The sequence below is a fragment of the Roseomonas sp. KE0001 genome, from assembly GCF_016107285.1.
Classification (GTDB): Bacteria; Pseudomonadota; Alphaproteobacteria; order Acetobacterales; family Acetobacteraceae; genus Pseudoroseomonas.
This window is the reverse complement of record NZ_RCVQ01000010.1, coordinates 49,023-65,374: the sequence shown is the minus strand read 5'-3', so window position 1 is coordinate 65,374 and position 16,352 is coordinate 49,023. Positions and strand designations below refer to the sequence as shown.

Below are 16,352 nucleotides of genomic sequence, written 5' to 3'. Positions count from 1 at the left end.
GGGCAGGGAGGAGAAGCCCTCCCTTTCGCCCCCGATCATCGCTCCGATCTAGAACTGCGGCATCGGCGGCAGCGGGTCCATCGCCGCGCCGAACCAGCGCTCATAGATCCGGCCCAGCTCGCCGCTGTCCACCAGCCGCTTGATGAAGTCGTTGCTGAAGTCGCGGAGCGCCTCGTCCTGCTTGCGGAAGGCCATGCCATTGGCCTGCGCGCGCAGCGTGAACTTCGGCTCGATCTCCAGCTTCGGATAGTTCTGCCGAAGCTGCGCCAGCACGGTGCTGCTGGCGCCGATCGCCTGTGTCTGGCCCGAGATCAGGGATTGCGTGGTCGTCGCATCGTCATCGAAGCGCATGATTCGGATCTCCTTGGGCGCGATCGCCATCACCGCGAGATCCTGCGTGCTGGCGCGCGCCACGCCGACGCGCACGCCCTTCAGGTCGTCGGGGCCGGAGATGGCGGCCGACTTCGGCGCCAGGATGTAGGTGGTGAAGGCGCTGTAGGGGTGCGAGAAGAGCACCTGCTTGGCGCGTTCCTCGGTGATGCCGAAGGTGGCGATCAGCATGTCCACCTTGTTGGTCAGCAGGAAGGGGATGCGGTTCGGGCCCGTCACCGGCACCAGCTGCAGCTCGACGCCGAGTTCCTTGGCGAAGAGCCGCGCGACATCCACGTCGTAGCCCGCCGGCTTCTGCTCGGCATCCGTGCCGCCGAAGGGCGGGTAGTCCGTGAGCACGCCGACGGAGATGCGGCCCCGCTGGCGGATCTCCGCCGGCGTCGCGGCCTGCGACGGCCGCGTCAGGGCGGGCAGCAGCGCCACGCTCGCGCCCGCCGCCAGCAGGCTGGCCAGGCGGCGGCGGCCGATCCGAAGCGTCACGTCCATGGCTCGTCTCCTTGTCCCTGTTGTACCGCTCACCGTGTCGCCACGGCGAGCTTCCTCTCCATGCGCCGGCTGTAGGCCGAGAGCGGCCAGCACAGCAGGAAGTAGATCAGCGCCACGAGCCCGAAGATGGTGAAGGGCTCGAAGGTGGCATTGTTGATCACCTGCGCCGCGCGGGTCAGCTCGACGAAGCCGATGATCGAGGCGAGCGAGGTCGCCTTGATGAGCTGCACCAGGAAGCCCACGGTCGGCGGGATGGCGATGCGGAAGGCCTGCGGCAGCACGATGTGCCGCATCTGGTTCCAGTAGCGCAGGCCGAGCGCGGCCGAGGCCTCCCATTGCCCGCGCGGCACCACCTCGATGCAGCCGCGCCAGATCTCGCCCAGGAAGGCGCTGGCATGCAGCGAGAGGCCCAGCACCGCGGCCCCCCAGGGATCGACGTCGAAGCCGAAGATGCCGGGCACGAAGAAGGCCAGGAAGAGCTGCATCAGCAGCGGCGTGCCCTGGAACAGCTTGATGTAGCCGATGGCGAGCCAGCGCAGCGCGGCGAGGTGGCTGGTGCGCATCAGCGCGATGGCGAGGCCGCCGAGGCAGCCGCCGAGGAAGGCGGCGACGGAGAGCAGCAGCGTCCAGCGCACCGCCAGGAGGATGAACCAGAATTCGTTGAGGCCGAACTCGCGCATGCCCGCCGCCTCAGCGCGTCGCCGGGCGGCGCAGGAAGGCACGCTCGATCACGGCGAAGATCCCCCAGAAGATCAGCGACATGGCGAAGTACATGCCGGTGACGACGAAATAGACCTCGAAGCTGCGGAAGTTGCGCGCCTGGATGTCGTTCGCCGCCGCGGTCAGCTCGCTGGCCGCGATCGCCGAGCAGACGCTGGAATTCAGCATCAGCAGGATGAACTGGCTGGTGAGCGCCGGGTAGATCGCCTGCAGCGCCGGCTTGAGGATGATGTGGCGGAAGATCTGCAGGGAATGCAGCCCGAGCGCCCGTCCGGCCTCGATCTGCCCCTTGCCGATGCTCTCGATGCCGGCGCGGATGATCTCGATGCCGTAGGCCGCGACGTTGATCACCATCGCGAGCAGCGCGGCCTGGTCGGCCTCCAGTCGCAGGCCGATGGCCGGCAGGCCGAAGAAGACCAGGAAGATCTGGATCAGGAAGGGGGTGTTGCGGATCTGCTCGATATAGGCGTCGAGCAGCCAGCGCAGCCAGGTGGGGCCGCTGGTCTTGCCGAGCGCGCCGAGGATGGCCAGCACCAGGCCGATGGCCATCGAGGCGGCGGAGAGCCAGAGGGTGCGCAGCGCGCCGGCCAGCAGCTCGTCCCAGGCAGCGAAGACCTGACCGAACTCGAAGACATAGGTCATCCGGCCGCCTCTGGCCGTGGGGCCGCCGCCCCTGGACTCTGGCCTGGCATCGGCCGTCCCTCCTGATCCGCTCCCGTGCCGGCCTTCAGAGAGCCGGTCCGCCGCCGAGGCTGGACCGGAACGCGGCGGCTGGCAAGGCGGCCGCATCGGCTGTTGGCGGAAGGGGGGGCGAGGCGCTAATCCGCTCGGCATGACCCTGCGCATTCGCCTGCTGGCCGATGACCTCGCCGGAACCCTGGAGACCGCCGCGCGGTTCACGGGCGCGGCCGGCCCGGTAAGCTGCGGCTGGAGCACCGCGGCCCTGCCCGAGGCCGCCGGACTTGACGCCCGCACGCGGGACCGCGCGCCGCATCTGGCCGCCGCCCGCTTCCGGGCCTGGGCGCCGACCCTGGCGGAGGGCGAGCTGGCCTTCCACGTCCTGGACGCGCGGCTGCGCGGCAGTCCGGCGGCGGAGATCGCGGCGCTGTTCGGCAGCGGCCCGTTCCGGCGCGCCATCCTGGTGCCGGATGCCGGGCCGGGCCTTCAGGCCGTGGCGGGGCTGCGCGACGCCCTGGCCGGTGCCGGGCTGTCTGCCGCCCTGGCCATGCCGGGCGATCCGGTGCCGGAGGGCGCCAGCCTCTGGCTGGTCAGGGACGCCGCGGAGCTGCAGCAGGTGGTGGCCGCCGGGCGCGCGATCGAGGGACCGGTGCTGTGGTCCGGCGGCCTCGCGCTGGCTGCCGCCCTGGCCGACCTTCCGCCTTGCCCGGTCCGTCCCGTCCTGCCGCTGCTCGGCCTGCTCGGCGCCCTGCATCCGATGAGCACGGCGCAGTTCGCCGAGGCCTCGCCCATGTCCATGACGCTGGCCGACAACGAGAAGCCGGAACGCGTGCAGCGGCGCCTGGAGCGGCACGGCGCCGCCTTCCTGCGACTGAACCTGGCGGCCACGACCTCGCCCGGCGAGGCGGCGCGGCGCGCCGAGCTGGCCTTCGGCGCGCTGCTGCGCCGCCTGCCGGCGCCCGCCACGCTGCTGGTCAGCGGCGGCGATACGCTGCGCGGACTGGCCGGCGTGCTGGGCGCGGAGTCGCTCCGGGTCGAGGGGCTGATCCCGCAGGGCCTGCCCTTCCTGCGGCTGCGCGGCGGCCTGCTGGACGGGACCGGCGTGATCTTCCAGCGCTCCGGCGTGGGGCAGCCCGGCCTGCTGCGGGAACTGGCGACCGCGGCGGAGCCGCCCGGCTAGACGACGGCGGAGCCGCCCGGCTGAACAACGGCGGAGCCGTCCGGCTGAACAGCGGCGGAGCCGTCCGGCCGGGCGATCAGAACGGCGACACGCCGAGGAAGGACATCAGCCCCCAGGTCGCCGCGCCCAGCATCAGCACGCCCAGCAGGTAGTCGGCGACCTGCCGCCGCAGACCGCCGCCCGGCGGCCTGGCGGGTGGCCTGGCCGCTGCCGGCTTGCGCCGGCCCGCCTTGGCGGGCTGTGCGGCCTTCTCGGTCCCGGCGGCGCGGCGTGGCGCCTTCGCCGGCGACTTGGCGGAAGCGACGCGGCGGCGCGGCGTGGTGGAACGGGCCTGGGCCTTGCCACTCATCGGGGACGGTCGCTCCGCGTTGTCAGTCTCGGCATGGCAAGCTCGATCCGGTTCGCGGCGGCCCGGCGGCCTGCCGCCATCAGAGGTGGCCGGGGTTCTACGCGCAGGATTCCAACCTGTTAAGGGTCCGCGGGCCGGGCCTTCCGGGCGGCCGCGCGGAGTGCCATGGCGAAGGCCTCGGCCGCCGGGGAGAGTGAGCGGCCGGCGGCAGCAGGACCCGCCGCGCCATCCCCGGCTCCGGGGTCAGGCGGGCCAGCGCCTTGGCGGCGCGGACCGGCTTGCATGGGGACGGTCTGGGGAAGGATCGGATCATTTCCATTGTACGATGACCGGCCGCTTGGCATGTCTGAAGTCCCGCCGAGACTTCCGGCGTGGCAAAACGGGAGGATCGCGATGCGACCGATCATCGGCACGCGCCGGCTGCTGCTTGGCGCGACCGCGGTGGCCCTGCTGCCCGGACGGGCCGACGCCCAGGCGGAATGGCCGGCCCGGACCATCCGCATGGTCGTGCCCTTCGGCGCCGGCACCAGCACCGACATCATGACCCGCCTGGTCTCGCCGCAGATGTCGCGCGGCCTCGGCCAGCCGGTGGTGGTGGAGAACCGGGCCGGGGCCGGCGGGGTGGTGGGCAGCGACGCGGTCGCGAAGTCCGCGCCGGATGGTTACACCCTCTGCATGGGCAGCATCGCCTCGCATTCGGTGAACATGTCGCTGATGCCCTCGATCCCCTACGACGTCCTGCGGGACTTCACGCCGATCTCGCTGGTGACGACGGCCCCGAACCTGCTGGTCGTGAATCCCTCGGTCCCGGCCAGGACCCTGCCGGAGTTCCTCGCCTGGGCGCGGACGCAGCGCGGCGTCAGCTACGCCTCGGCCGGGAACGGCACCTCCTCGCACCTGGCCGGAGAGCTGCTGAAGCTGCGCAGCGGCGCGCCGCTCGAGCACGTGCCCTACCGCTCCGGCGCGCAGGCGGTGACCGATGTCATCGCCGGCAACGTGCCGATGACCATCTATCAGGTGACGGCGGTGCTGCCCTTCGTGCGGGACGGCACGCTGCGCGCCCTGGCCGCCACCTCGGCGAAGCGGCTGGAATGGACGCCGCATGTGCCGACCGCGATGGAGCAGGGGGTCGAGGATTTCGACGTCAGCGCCTGGCACGGTCTCTTCGCGCCTGCCGGCCTGCCCGGCCCGGTGCGCGACCGCATCTTCGCCGCGCTGCAGGCTGCGCTGGCCTCGCCCGAGGTCCGTCCGCGCCTGGTGGAGCAGGGGCTGGAGCCGGTCGGCCTGCCGCCTGACGACTTCGTGCCCTTCCTGCGCGCCGACATCGCCAAATGGGCCGAGGTGGTGCGCATCTCCGGCGCGCGGGCGGATTGAGCGCCATGGAGATGCTGAGGATCGGCTGTGGCTCAGGCTTCTCGGGCGACCGGCTGGACGCGCCGGTGCCGGTGGTGGCGGCGCTGGTGGCGGCCGGCGGACCCGCGGCGCTGATGCTGGAGGTCCTGGGCGAGCGCACCCTGGCCCTGGCCCAGCGCGACCGGCGGCACAATCCGGAGGGCGGCTACGAGCCGGCCCTGGAGGCGCTGTTGCGGCCTGTCCTGCGCGACTGCGTGGCGCATGGCATTCCCATCGTCACCAATGGCGGCGCGACCAATCCGGCCGGCGCCGCGCGCGCGGTGCTGCGCCTCGGCCGCGAGCTGGGCCTGGGGGCGTTGCGGGTCGGTGTCGTCGAGGGCGACGACCTGCGCGGCACCGATGCGCTGGATGACCTGGAGCCCTGGGAAGGCGACGAGGGGGCGGTGCTGGACCCGTCGGCGGTCATCGCCGCCAATGTCTATCTGGGCGCGGCCCCGATCGCCGAGGCGTTGCGCGGCGGCGCGCAGGTGGTGATCACCGGCCGCGCCGCCGATCCGGCGCTGGCGCTCGGTCCGATGCTGGCGCATTTCGGCTGGGCCGAGGACGACTGGCCGCGCCTCGCCGCCGGGACTGCCTGCGGCCACCTGCTGGAATGCGGCAGCCAGGTCACCGGCGGATACTTCGCCGATCCCGGTCTGAAGGAGGTGCCGGAGCCGCACCGGATCGGCTTCCCCATCGCCGAGATGCGGGAGGATGGCGGCTTCGTCATCACCAAGCCGCCGGGCAGTGGCGGGTTGGTCGATCTGCGCACCGTGAAGGAGCAGCTGCTCTACGAACTGCACGACCCCGCCGCCTATCTCACCCCCGATGTCACGCTGGACGTGACGACGGTGGTCCTGGCCGAGGAGGGCCGCGACCGGGTCCGGGTCAGCGGCGCGCGGGGCGGGCCGCGGCCGGAGCGGCTCAAGGCCACGGTCAGCCTGCCGGGCGGCTGGCTGGGCGAGGGCGAGATCTCCTATGCGGGGCCCCATGCCCGCGCCCGCGCCGCCCTGGCTGGCCGGACCCTGCGCGACCGGCTGGCGCTGCTCGGCATCGAGGGGCGCGTGCGCGTCGACCTGATCGGTGTGGTCAGCGTTCTGGACGGGGATGCCGGCGTGCTGCGTGAGGCGGCGGCGCTGGCGCCCAAGGATGTGCCGGAGGATATCCGGCTGCGCCTCGCCGTCGCCACCGACACGCGCGAGGCCGCGGAGCGCGCGGCGCGCGAGGTGCTCTCCCTCCTGTGCTGCGGGCCGGCGGGCGGCGGCGGTGCCAGGACCCGCGTGGTGGACCGCATCCGCACCCTGTCCTTCATGGTGCCGCGCGAGCGGGTCCGGCCACGGGTGTCGTTTCTCGGGCTGGAGGATGTGGCATGAGCCGGCGGGTGGAGGTGCCCCTGCACCGCGTCGCGCATGCGCGGGCGGGGGACAAGGGCAATCGTCTCAACGTGGCGGTCTTCGCCTATGATCCGGCGCTGTGGCCGGTGCTGGCGCCGCAGCTGGACGAGGCCAGGATCCTGGCGCTCTTCGCGCATCGGGGCGCGACCCGCGTGCGGCGCTACGACCTGCCGCGCCTTGGCGGATGCAATTTCGTGATCGACGACGTGCTGCAGGGCGGCGTCAACGGGGCCCTGAACCTGGACGGGCACGGCAAGACGCTCTCCTTCCGGCTGCTGGGCCTGACGGTCGAGGTGCCGGAGGCGGCCCTGGGCGGAGGGGAAGTCTCCCGGCCCGGCCCCTCATGAGCAGGGGCGAGGTGGTGTAAGCCGGAACGGGACGGAGTTTGGCTGGGGAACCTGGATTCGAACCAAGACTGCCCGAGTCAGAGTCGGGAGTTCTACCGTTAAACTATTCCCCAACGGGTCCGTCGGAGCGGGTCCGGCGGCGTGGCGGGGCACTTAGCATTGCCGTCCGGACGGATCAAGCCGTGTGGGCGCGTGTTTCGCGGCGTGGAGCAAAATCGCTTGCCCCCGGGGCCGGCTCGCCGGATCATGGGGCAGCTGGCCCGGGCGCTGCCGCCATGGCGGCGCCAGGGAAGCCCCGAACACCATGCCAGATCTCATAGCCAATCCTGCCGTCGCCTCGACCCGCCCCTCCTGTGGTACCGCCGGGGGTGTCTTCGCCGCCCTGGATCTCGGCACCAACAATTGCCGGCTGCTGGTGGCGACGCCGACCCCCGCGGGCTCCTTCCGGGTGCTCGACAGCTACAGCCGGGTTGTCCGACTGGGTGAGGGGCTGGCGCAGCAGGGTCGCCTCTCCGAGGGCGCGATGGAGCGGGCCCTGGCCGCCCTGCAGGCCTGCGCGCAGAAGCTGCTGCGCCGGCCGCTGCGGCGGCTGCTCGCCGTCACCACCGAGGCCTGCCGCCAGGCCGCGAATGGCGCCGCCTTCGTGGCCCGCGCCCGCGAGACCACCGGCCTGCCCATCCGCGTCATCTCGGCGCGGGAGGAGGCCGAGCTGGCGATGGAATCCTGCGCGCCCTTGCTGCGCGCGCAGGATCGGCGGGCGTTGCTTTTCGACATCGGCGGTGGCAGCACCGAGATCGCCTGGATCCGTGGCGCTCCGAACGGCCTGCCCGAGCTGATCGGCTATGTCTCGCTGCCGATCGGCGTCGTCACCCTGGCCGAGCGCGCCGGCCTCTGCTGCTACACGCCGGAGGGCTTCGACCGGGTGGTGGAGGAGGTGGCGGCCGAGCTCGCCCGCTTCGACCGGGTGCATTGCATCGGCCAGGAAATGCGCGCCGGCGGCGTGCGGCTGATGGGCACCAGCGGCACCGTCACCACCCTGGCCGGCGTCGCGCTGTCCCTGCCGCGCTATTCCCGGCCCCTGATCGACGGGCGCGTGCTCGATATCCAGGAGGCCGATCAGGCGTTGCGGGACCTCTTCATGCTCGGGCGGGACGGCCTGCGCGAGCATCCCTGCGTCGGGCCGGAACGGGCGGATTACGTCCTGCCCGGCTGCGCCATCTATGCCGCCATCCGCAGGGTCTGGCCCTCCTCCTGCGTCACCGTGGCCGATCGCGGCCTGCGGGAAGGCATGCTGCTGCGCATGATGCGGCAGGAGCGTCTCCCCTCGCGCCGCGTGGCGGCACAGGCCCATCCTTTCAGGCCGGCGGCATACCCGGCCTCCTGATCCCCGTCGTTCCAAGGACTGGACATACCGTGAAGTCGCCGACCGAGGGCGCCCGTGGCCTGACCACCCGCCTGCGCACAGCCAAGGGCCGCAGCACCGCCAGCCAGCGCTGGCTGGAGCGGCAGTTGAACGACCCCTATGTCCGCGCCGCCAAGGCGGCCGGATGGCGGTCCCGGGCCGCGTTCAAGATCCTGGAGCTGGATGAGAAGTACCGGCTGTTCCATCCGGGGCAGCGTGTGGTGGACCTCGGCGCCGCGCCGGGCGGCTGGACGCAGGTCGCGGTGCAGAGGGTGGGGGAGGGCGGCAAGGTGGTGGGCCTCGACCTGCTGCCGATGGACGAGATCGCCGGCGCCATCCTGCTGCAGGGCGACTTCCAGGAGGCGGACGTGGAGCAGCGCGTGCTGGAGGCGCTGGACGGGCCGGCCGATCTGGTGCTGTCCGACATGGCGCCCAACACCACCGGCCACAATGCCACCGATCACCTGCGCATCCTCGGCCTGATCGAGCTGGCGCTGGACTTCGCCGGGAAGGTACTGACGCCCGGCGGCGCCTTCGTCGCCAAGGTCTTCCAGGGCGGCACCGAGCGGGAGTTGCTGAACCGCATGAAGCGGGACTTCGCCACGGTGCGGCACGCCAAGCCGCCGGCCAGCCGGAAGGACAGCGCCGAGATGTATGTGGTGGCCCAGGGCTTCCGCGGCGCCGGTGGCGGCTAGGGAGAAGGCCGGCCTCCGGCGCGGCCATGCCCCGGCGCAGGGCAGGGCCGCGCCGGCGACGGGCGCGCCGCGCTTGCAGCGGGGCGCGATTCTGGTCTAGGGGGACGCGCCAAGGCTGCGGAACGCGCCTCAGAGTTCTGCGAAAGGCTCCGCCATGGCATCCGAAACGACCACGACCAACGGCCCCGCTCAAGGCGGCGCCGCGCCGCGCCGCACCCTGATCGCGGAGGCCTATGCCTTCGACGACGTCCTGCTGGTGCCGGCCTATTCCACCGTCCTGCCCAGCCACGCCGATGTCCGCACCCGGCTGACCCGGGACATCTCGCTGAACATGCCGGTGATCTCCGCCGCCATGGACACGGTCACGGAAGGGCCGATGGCCATCGCCATGGCGCAGGCCGGCGGCATCGGCGTGATCCATAAGAACCTCTCCCCCGAGGAGCAGGCGGCCGCCGTGCGCCAGGTGAAGAAGTTCGAGAGCGGCATGGTGGTGAACCCGGTCACCATCCATCCGGACCAGACCCTGGCCGATGCCCAGGGGCTGATGGCCGCCCACCATATCAGCGGCATCCCGGTGGTGGAGCGGGAGAGCAAGCGCCTCGTCGGTATCCTGACCTATCGCGACGTGCGCTTCGCCACCGACCCCGGCACCCGCGTCTACGAGCTGATGACGCGGGAGAACCTGGTGACGGTGACGAGCGACGTCTCGCCCGCCCGCGCGCGGGAACTGCTGCACAAGCACCGCATCGAGAAGCTGCTGGTGGTCGATGACCAGTACCGCTGCACCGGGCTGATCACCGTCAAGGACATGGACAAGGCCCAGGCCAACCCCAACGCCGCCAAGGACGCCATGGGCCGGCTGCGCGCCGCGGCGGCCACCGGCACCGGCGAGGACGGCCTCCGCCGCGCCGAGCTGCTGGTCGAGGCGGAGGTGGATGTCGTCGTCGTCGACACCGCGCATGGCCATTCCGCCGGGGTGCTGAAGGCGGTCGAGACGATCAAGCGCCTGTCCAACAGCGTGCAGGTCATCGCCGGCAACGTGGCGACGCCCGAGGCGGCGCGGGCGCTGGTGGAGGCCGGGGCCGACGCGGTCAAGATCGGTATCGGCCCGGGCTCCATCTGCACCACCCGCATCGTCGCCGGCGTCGGCGTGCCGCAGCTCACCGCGGTGATGGAAGCCTCCGCCGCCGCGCACGAGAAGGGCGTGCCCGCCATCGCCGATGGCGGCGTGCGCTCCTCGGGCGATCTCGCCAAGGCCATCGCAGCCGGCGCCGATTGCGTCATGATGGGCAGCCTCTTCGCCGGCACGGACGAGGCGCCGGGCGAGGTGTTCCTCTACCAGGGCCGCTCCTACAAGGCCTATCGCGGCATGGGCAGCCTCGGCGCCATGGCGCGCGGCTCGGCCGACCGCTATTTCCAGGCCGAAGTGCAGGATCAGCTCAAGCTCGTGCCCGAGGGCATCGAGGGGCGCGTCGGCTACAAGGGCCCGGTCGGCAATGTCATCCATCAGCTGGTGGGCGGCCTGAAGTCCGCCATGGGCTATACCGGCAACGCCACCATCGCCGAGATGCAGCAGAACTGCACCTTCCGCCGTATCACCGGCGCCGGCCTGCGGGAATCCCACGTGCATGACGTGGCGATCACGCGCGAGGCGCCGAACTATCGCCAGGATGGCTGATCCTCGCGCATGACACCCGCAGCGCGGATCGCCGCCACGGTGGCCTTGCTGGGAGAGGTGGCGGCCGCGCCACGCCGCCCGGCGGACGCCACCGCCAATGCCTTCTTCCGGGAACGCCGCTACATCGGCAGCGGCGACCGCCGGTCCGTGGCCGAGCGCGCCTGGGGTGTGCTGCGCCAGCGCCTGCGGCTGGACTGGCATCTCGCCGCCGGCGGCATGCCGGCCACGCCCCGCCTGCTGGTCATGGCCTATCTGCTGCTGGTGGAGCGCTGGGACCGCCAGGGCGTGCTGCAGGCCTTCCCCGGCGGCCGCTTCCACGCCGGGCCGCCCGATCCGGGCGAGATGAGTGTCATCGAAGCCCTGGACGGCCACCCCCTCATCGACCCGGAGATGCCGGAGGGCCCGCGCCACAACCTGCCCGATTGGGCCCTGCCGGGCTACCGCGCGCGCTTCGGCGACGAGCTGCCGGCGGCGGCGGCGGCGATGGACGAGGCCGCGCCGCTCGACCTGCGCGCCAACCTGCTGCGCGGCACGCGGGAGGAGGCGAGGGCGGCACTCGCCGCCGAGGGCATACCGGCCGAGCCGATGCCCTGGTCGCCCTGGGGCCTGCGCGTGCCGGACCGCCGCCCGATTCTGGCCAGCAAGGCCTTCACCGAGGGCCTGATCGAGATCCAGGACGAGGGCAGCCAGCTCATCGCCCTGCTGACCGGCGCGAGGCCCGGCATGCGCGTCGCCGACTACTGCGCCGGCGCCGCGGGCAAGACGCTGGCGGTGGCGGCGATGATGGGCAATCGTGGCCGCATCACCGCCTGCGACGTCTCGGCCACCCGGCTGGAGGGCGCCGCGCGCCGCCTGCGCCGCGCCGGGGTCGACAATGCCGAACGGCACCTCCTGGCGCCGGGCGATCGCTGGGCCCGGCGCCGCGCCGGCCAGTTCGACCGTGTGCTGGTGGATGCTCCCTGCACCGGTGCCGGCACCTGGCGCCGCAACCCCGACGCGCGCACGCGGACCACGGCGCGCGATCTCGGGGAACTGATCACGAAGCAGCGCGCGATCCTCGATACGGCCGCCGAACTGGTTCGCCCCGGCGGCAGGCTGGTCTACGCTACCTGCTCGGTTCTCCCGGAGGAGGATGGGATGCAGGTGCAGGAGTTCCTCTCCCGCCATGCGGGTTTCGTGGCGGTGCCGCTCGCCGAGGCGTGGCGCGAGACCATGCCGGAGGCGGGGCCGCCACCCTGCGAGGGGCCCTGGATGGAACTGGCCCCTCACAGCCACGGCACGGACGGCTTCTTCGCCGCCGTCCTGCAGCGCCAGGCCTGACGAGGCATCGCCGATAGGAGAGGAGGCAAGCGGGATGATCAACATCCGCCGTGCCCGCCCGGCCGATGCCGCCGCCATCGCCGCCGTGCACGTCGCCACCTGGCGCACCTCCTATCCGGGGCTCCTGCCGGACACCTACCTCGCCACGCTCTCCGTGCAGCGCATCCTGCCCTTCTATCAGCGGGCGCTGGTCGAGCGGCGCGATGGGGAGGCGATGTTCGTGGCGGTTGCGACGCCGGCCGAGACGGGGAGCGCGCCGGCCGTCGTCGGCTTCGCGCTCGGCGGCCGCTGCCGGCACCCTGGGCTGGCACAGGGCGAGATCGAGTTGCTCTACGTCCTCGATGACTGGCGCGACCTCGGGCTGGGGCGGCGCCTGATGCGCGCGACGGCCGCCCATCTTTCCGCCATCGGCTGCGGCTCGGCCATGCTGTGGGTTCTCAGCGAGAATCCCTCGCGCTGGTTCTACCGCCATCTGGGCGGCCGCAACGTCGGCGCGGACGAGATCCACTTCGCCGGTCGATCGGTGCGCCGGACGGCCATGCTCTGGGACCCGATCGAGCTTCTTCTCGCCGCCACGGCCCGTGCCGACCGAGCTTAGGCCTGGGGGCGGCGCCGGTCCGGCCGAGTGGGCCTGTGGCATATCCGCATCACTCCTTTGAAGCTTTTGCGCCACACCCTCCGTCATGGTTGACGCTGGACCTCGCTGCCGGTTCTCTTGCAAGAAGAAGGGGTTGCGAGGAGTCTCACCGCCATGGGCCGCGCCTGACCATGAACACGATCACGCGCGCGCAACTGGCCGAGGCCATCTATGCGCAGGTCGGTTTGTCGCGAAACGAAAGCGCCGCCCTGCTCGAGGACGTGCTGGAGCGCATCTCCGCCGCCCTGGAGGGGGGGAAGGCCGTGAAGATCTCGGCCTTCGGGACCTTCTCGGTGCGGCAGAAGGGCATGCGCGTGGGCCGCAACCCGAAGACCGGGGTCGAGGTGCCGATCATGCCGCGCCGCGTGTTGTCCTTCCGGCCAAGCCAGGTGTTGAGGGCCCGCCTGAACGGCGAGACCGTGTCCGCGATTGACGAGTCCTGATCCCGCTTCGCCCCGCCGGCCCCTGGCCGCGCCGAAGCGCTGAGGAATGCCAGCGATGAACGATGGGGTGACGCCGATGCGCGAGGATGCCGACACGCCGGGCCGCCTGCGTAAGGCGCCCACGGCTTTCCGCACCATCAGCGAGGTGGCCGAGGATCTGCAGATCCCGCAGCATGTCCTGCGGTTCTGGGAGACCAAGTTCCCGCAGCTCAAGCCGCTGAAGCGCGGCGGGGGCCGCCGTTACTATCGTCCCGAGGATATCGCGCTGCTGCGCCGGATCGGCGATCTGCTCTACACGCAGGGCTACACGATCAAGGGCGTGCAGCGCCTCCTGCGGGATGCCGGGAGCGATCTGCCCGAGGCCGACCTGCCCGAGGGCGAGGGGCCGGGGGACTCCGCCGCGCCGGGCCTGCGATCGATCCTGGCCGAGCTGGAAGGCCTGGCGGAGGAGTTGCGGACCCTGGCCACGCCGCCTCGCTGAGGGCAGCAGGGCCCGACGCCATTTTTCCCCGGCGGCGAGGCTTGAGGCAGCGGGGCGCCGATGCTATGCCCCGCCGCAACGGAACGTAGCGCAGCCTGGTAGCGCACTTGTCTGGGGGACAAGGGGTCGTGGGTTCAAATCCCGCCGTTCCGACCATTCCCCGCCATCCCGACCACATCAGGATCCGGCCTGCCGCCGCCGTCAGGCGACCAGATCACGGGCCGCTGTCCTCGCGATGCTGGCGGCCCGGGCCGCATCGGCCACCGCCGTATCGATCGCGCGGATATTGCCGGCCACCATCGCCACCGCTTCCGAGGCCTGGCGAATGTTGTCCGACACATCGCGGGTGACCGCGTTCTGCTCCTCCACCGCCGAGGCGGTGACGGCGACGGATTCCCGGACCAGGCCGACCGAGTCGCGGATGGTGCCGATGGTCGCCGCCACGTCCTGCGCCGTTCCCTGGATGGAATCGATTTCCCGGCTGATCTGCTCGGTGGCGCGTGCGGCCTGATTGGCCAGGTTCTTGACCTCGCTCGCGACCACCGCGAAGCCCTTGCCGGCCTCGCCGGCCCTGGCCGCCTCGATCGTCGCGTTCAGTGCCAGCAGGTTGATCTGCCCCGCGATGTCGCGGATCAACCCGACGATCCCGTTCATGGCCTGCGAGGCGCTGGCCATCGCCTCCGTGCTGCGGCTGACCGCGACGGTCTGGTCATGCGCGTTCTCCGCCGCCTGGCGGGACTGGCTCATGCTGCGCGCGATCCCGGCGATCGAGGCGGCGAGCTGCTCCGCGCTGGCCGCCACCATCTGGACATTGCCGAAGGTCTGGCCGGCGGCCTGCCCCGCCGAGCCGGCCTCGCCGTTGCCGCGGCGGATCGCCTCCTCCACCTCCTGGAAGTTCTGCTCGATCAGCGTCTTCAGCCGGCCCAGCAACTGGCGCTGGGCGCTGATGTCGCTGGCGAACTTGACGACCTTCGTGGGCTTTCCGGCCTCGTCCAGGATCGGGTTGTAGGCGCCGTTGATCCAGATGTCCCGGTCGCCTGCGCCGATGCGGCGGAACTGGCCGGCCTGGGGGCGGCCCGCGCGCAGCGCATCCCAAAGGGCGGCGTAGGCGGGGCCGGCGCTCTCCGAGGGATCGACCAGCAGGCGGTGCGGCTTGCCCCGGATCTCCTCCAGCCGGTAGCCGACCAGCGCGAGGTAGTTCTCGTTGGCGTCCACCACCGTGCCGTCCAGGGACAGCTCCACCACGCATTGCGAGCGCCGGATGGCCTCGAGCTGGCCGCGGTAGTCGAGGTTCTGCAGGCGGATGGACGCATCGGCCCATTCGACGACATAGCCGGCATTGGCCTCGCCACCCGGAAGCGGCGAGACGATGAGGTCGAAGCGCCAGGAGGCCACGCTGATCGTCGCGCGGTGGCGCTGCCGCAACTGGCCCAGCAGCTGGCGCTGATGCGCCGGATTCCTGTGGAAGACGTCGATACTGCTGCCGACCAGCCGGTCCAGGGCGAAGGCCGGAAGCGCCTCGCGGAGTTCGGCCTCGGCCCGGGACAGGAGGGCCTTCAGCGCCGGGTTGATATGGAGGATCCTGAGATCCCGATCGGCAACCATGACATTCTGCTCAAGGGCGTCGAGGGCCATGAGCCGCAGATGGTCGCCCTTGTGCTGACGGGACCGGAACATCGTAGCGGATCCTTCGTAGGGGGCTAACTCCCGATGCCCCCGGTATGGACCCGCACGGGTTAAGGAAGGACTTCGCGGCCCCCGGTCACAGGCCGGAAAACAGATCCGTCGACAGGTAGCGCTCGGCGAAGGACGCGGCGATGCCCACGATCAGCCGTCCCTCCATCTCGGGCGCCTCGGCGAGTTCCAGCATGGCGTGCAGCACCGCGCCGGAGGAAATGCCGATGGGCAGTCCCTCGGTGCGGGCGCAGAGCCGCGCCGCGGCGAAGCTCTCGCGCTCGGTGACGCGGCGCACCGTGTCGATCTGCGCCAGGTCGAGCACGGCCGGGCGGAAGCCGGCGCCGATGCCCTGGATCTCGTGCGGGCCGGGATCGTCGCCCGAGAGGACGGCGGATTCGGCCGGCTCGACGCCGATGACGCGCAGCGCCGGCCGTCGCGGCTTCAGCTGGCGGCTGATGCCGGTCAGGGTGCCGCCGGTGCCGACCCCGCCCACCACCGCGTCCACCTCGCCCGCGGTGTCGGCCCAGATCTCCTCCGCCGTGGTCGCGGCATGGATGGCGGGGTTGGCCGGATTGTCGAACTGCCGCGGCATCCAGGCCTGCGGCGTGCCCGCGACGATGGCCTCGGCACGGGCGATGGCGCCGGTCATGCCCTGGCCGGCCGGGGTCAGCTCCACCTCGGCCCCCAGCAGGCGCAGCATCTTGCGCCGCTCCACACTCGCCCCGTCCGGCATGGTGACGATCAGCCGATAGCCGCGCGCGGCGGCGACAAAGCCGAGGGCGATGCCGGTATTGCCGGAGGTCGGCTCGACCAGCACGGATTCGCCCGGCCGGATCAACCCGTCCCTCTCGGCCTGCTCCACCATGGCGAGGCCGATCCGGTCCTTCACCGAGCCCAGCGGATTGAAGAATTCCAGCTTCATCGCCAGCCGCGCGCGCAGCCCCCGCGCCGCCTCGAGGCGGGGCAGGCGGACCAGCGGCGTCTGGCCGATGGTGTCGAGGATGCTGTCATAGATGCGGCCCGGCTTCGGCGAGGTTGCGGCGCCGGTGCCAGGGAGGGTGTTTCCTTCGGGCATAAGCGGAT

Annotated in this window: 17 protein-coding genes and 2 tRNA genes; 12 read left to right on the top strand and 7 right to left on the bottom strand. The window is 71.8% G+C overall.

Annotated features, from left to right (window positions below; all coding sequences use genetic code 11):
- Positions 1–48 precede the first annotated feature (48 nt).
- The 3 genes from D9598_RS17790 to D9598_RS17780 are packed head-to-tail and all read right to left on the bottom strand — an operon-like array spanning position 49 to position 2,238.
- On the bottom strand, positions 49–876 hold the full coding sequence (locus D9598_RS17790) for a transporter substrate-binding domain-containing protein (protein WP_198367896.1): 828 nt from the start codon (positions 874–876) through the stop codon (positions 49–51).
- Positions 877–905: 29 nt separating this feature from the next.
- Positions 906–1,556 (bottom strand): amino acid ABC transporter permease, encoded by a 651-nt coding sequence (locus D9598_RS17785; RefSeq protein WP_198367895.1) that lies wholly within the window; start codon positions 1,554–1,556, stop codon positions 906–908.
- A gap of 10 nt (positions 1,557–1,566) precedes the next feature.
- Complete coding sequence (locus D9598_RS17780) at positions 1,567–2,238, bottom strand: amino acid ABC transporter permease (protein ID WP_198367894.1); 672 nt, start codon at positions 2,236–2,238, stop codon at positions 1,567–1,569.
- Between the two features lie 190 nt (positions 2,239–2,428).
- Here D9598_RS17780 and D9598_RS17775 point away from each other — a divergent pair, with 190 nt between their 5' ends.
- Positions 2,429–3,454 carry a hypothetical protein gene (locus tag D9598_RS17775; RefSeq protein ID WP_198367893.1) on the top strand — a complete coding sequence of 342 codons (1,026 nt, stop codon included), beginning with the start codon at positions 2,429–2,431 and terminating at the stop codon, positions 3,452–3,454.
- Positions 3,455–3,530: 76 nt separating this feature from the next.
- On the opposite strand, the gene D9598_RS17770 is transcribed toward D9598_RS17775, so the two are convergent.
- Complete coding sequence (locus D9598_RS17770; protein ID WP_198367892.1) at positions 3,531–3,803, bottom strand: hypothetical protein; 273 nt, start codon at positions 3,801–3,803, stop codon at positions 3,531–3,533.
- A gap of 393 nt (positions 3,804–4,196) precedes the next feature.
- Here D9598_RS17770 and D9598_RS17765 point away from each other — a divergent pair, with 393 nt between their 5' ends.
- From D9598_RS17765 to D9598_RS17755, 3 genes are read left to right on the top strand one after another with little or no spacing between them, the layout of a single operon-like run.
- The gene (locus D9598_RS17765) at positions 4,197–5,177 is read left to right on the top strand and encodes a tripartite tricarboxylate transporter substrate binding protein (RefSeq protein ID WP_198367891.1); all 981 of its coding nucleotides are present in this window, start codon (positions 4,197–4,199) and stop codon (positions 5,175–5,177) included.
- A gap of 5 nt (positions 5,178–5,182) precedes the next feature.
- Positions 5,183–6,568, top strand: coding sequence for an acyclic terpene utilization AtuA family protein (locus D9598_RS17760; RefSeq protein ID WP_198367890.1), 1,386 nt, complete (start codon positions 5,183–5,185; stop codon positions 6,566–6,568).
- Positions 6,565–6,936, top strand: a complete 372-nt coding sequence (locus D9598_RS17755) for a hypothetical protein (RefSeq protein ID WP_198367889.1) — start codon at positions 6,565–6,567, stop codon at positions 6,934–6,936. The genes D9598_RS17760 and D9598_RS17755 overlap by 4 nt, the downstream gene beginning before the upstream one ends.
- 39 nt (positions 6,937–6,975) lie before the next feature.
- On the opposite strand, the gene D9598_RS17750 is transcribed toward D9598_RS17755, so the two are convergent.
- A tRNA-Gln gene (locus D9598_RS17750) sits at positions 6,976–7,049 on the bottom strand.
- 191 nt (positions 7,050–7,240) lie between these two features.
- Here D9598_RS17750 and D9598_RS17745 point away from each other — a divergent pair.
- The 8 genes from D9598_RS17745 to D9598_RS17710 all read left to right on the top strand — a co-directional run bounded on the left by D9598_RS17745 (position 7,241) and on the right by D9598_RS17710 (position 13,748).
- Positions 7,241–8,320 carry a Ppx/GppA phosphatase family protein gene (locus D9598_RS17745; RefSeq protein WP_198367888.1) on the top strand — a complete coding sequence of 360 codons (1,080 nt, stop codon included), beginning with the start codon at positions 7,241–7,243 and terminating at the stop codon, positions 8,318–8,320.
- A gap of 29 nt (positions 8,321–8,349) precedes the next feature.
- Positions 8,350–9,033, top strand: coding sequence for an RlmE family RNA methyltransferase (locus tag D9598_RS17740; RefSeq protein ID WP_198367887.1), 684 nt, complete (start codon positions 8,350–8,352; stop codon positions 9,031–9,033).
- Positions 9,034–9,187: 154 nt separating this feature from the next.
- Positions 9,188–10,711, top strand: a complete 1,524-nt coding sequence (gene guaB, locus D9598_RS17735; RefSeq protein ID WP_198367886.1) for an IMP dehydrogenase — start codon at positions 9,188–9,190, stop codon at positions 10,709–10,711.
- Positions 10,712–10,720: 9 nt separating this feature from the next.
- Positions 10,721–12,031 carry an RsmB/NOP family class I SAM-dependent RNA methyltransferase gene (locus D9598_RS17730; protein ID WP_198367885.1) on the top strand — a complete coding sequence of 437 codons (1,311 nt, stop codon included), beginning with the start codon at positions 10,721–10,723 and terminating at the stop codon, positions 12,029–12,031.
- Positions 12,032–12,065: 34 nt separating this feature from the next.
- Complete coding sequence (locus D9598_RS17725) at positions 12,066–12,629, top strand: GNAT family N-acetyltransferase (protein WP_198367884.1); 564 nt, start codon at positions 12,066–12,068, stop codon at positions 12,627–12,629.
- A 170-nt stretch (positions 12,630–12,799) separates the two neighbouring features.
- Positions 12,800–13,111 (top strand): integration host factor subunit alpha, encoded by a 312-nt coding sequence (locus D9598_RS17720; protein WP_198367883.1) that lies wholly within the window; start codon positions 12,800–12,802, stop codon positions 13,109–13,111.
- 55 nt (positions 13,112–13,166) lie between these two features.
- Entirely contained in the window at positions 13,167–13,592 is a 426-nt protein-coding gene (locus D9598_RS17715; protein WP_198367882.1) for a MerR family transcriptional regulator, read from the top strand.
- 79 nt (positions 13,593–13,671) lie between these two features.
- Positions 13,672–13,748, top strand: a tRNA-Pro gene (locus tag D9598_RS17710).
- 45 nt (positions 13,749–13,793) lie between these two features.
- Here the strand turns inward: D9598_RS17710 and D9598_RS17705 are convergent.
- Together D9598_RS17705 and cysK are read right to left on the bottom strand one after the other, a co-directional pair.
- On the bottom strand, positions 13,794–15,269 hold the full coding sequence (locus tag D9598_RS17705) for a PAS domain-containing methyl-accepting chemotaxis protein (protein ID WP_198367881.1): 1,476 nt from the start codon (positions 15,267–15,269) through the stop codon (positions 13,794–13,796).
- Between the two features lie 85 nt (positions 15,270–15,354).
- On the bottom strand, positions 15,355–16,344 hold the full coding sequence (cysK, locus tag D9598_RS17700; RefSeq protein ID WP_198367880.1) for a cysteine synthase A: 990 nt from the start codon (positions 16,342–16,344) through the stop codon (positions 15,355–15,357).
- Positions 16,345–16,352 lie beyond the last annotated feature (8 nt).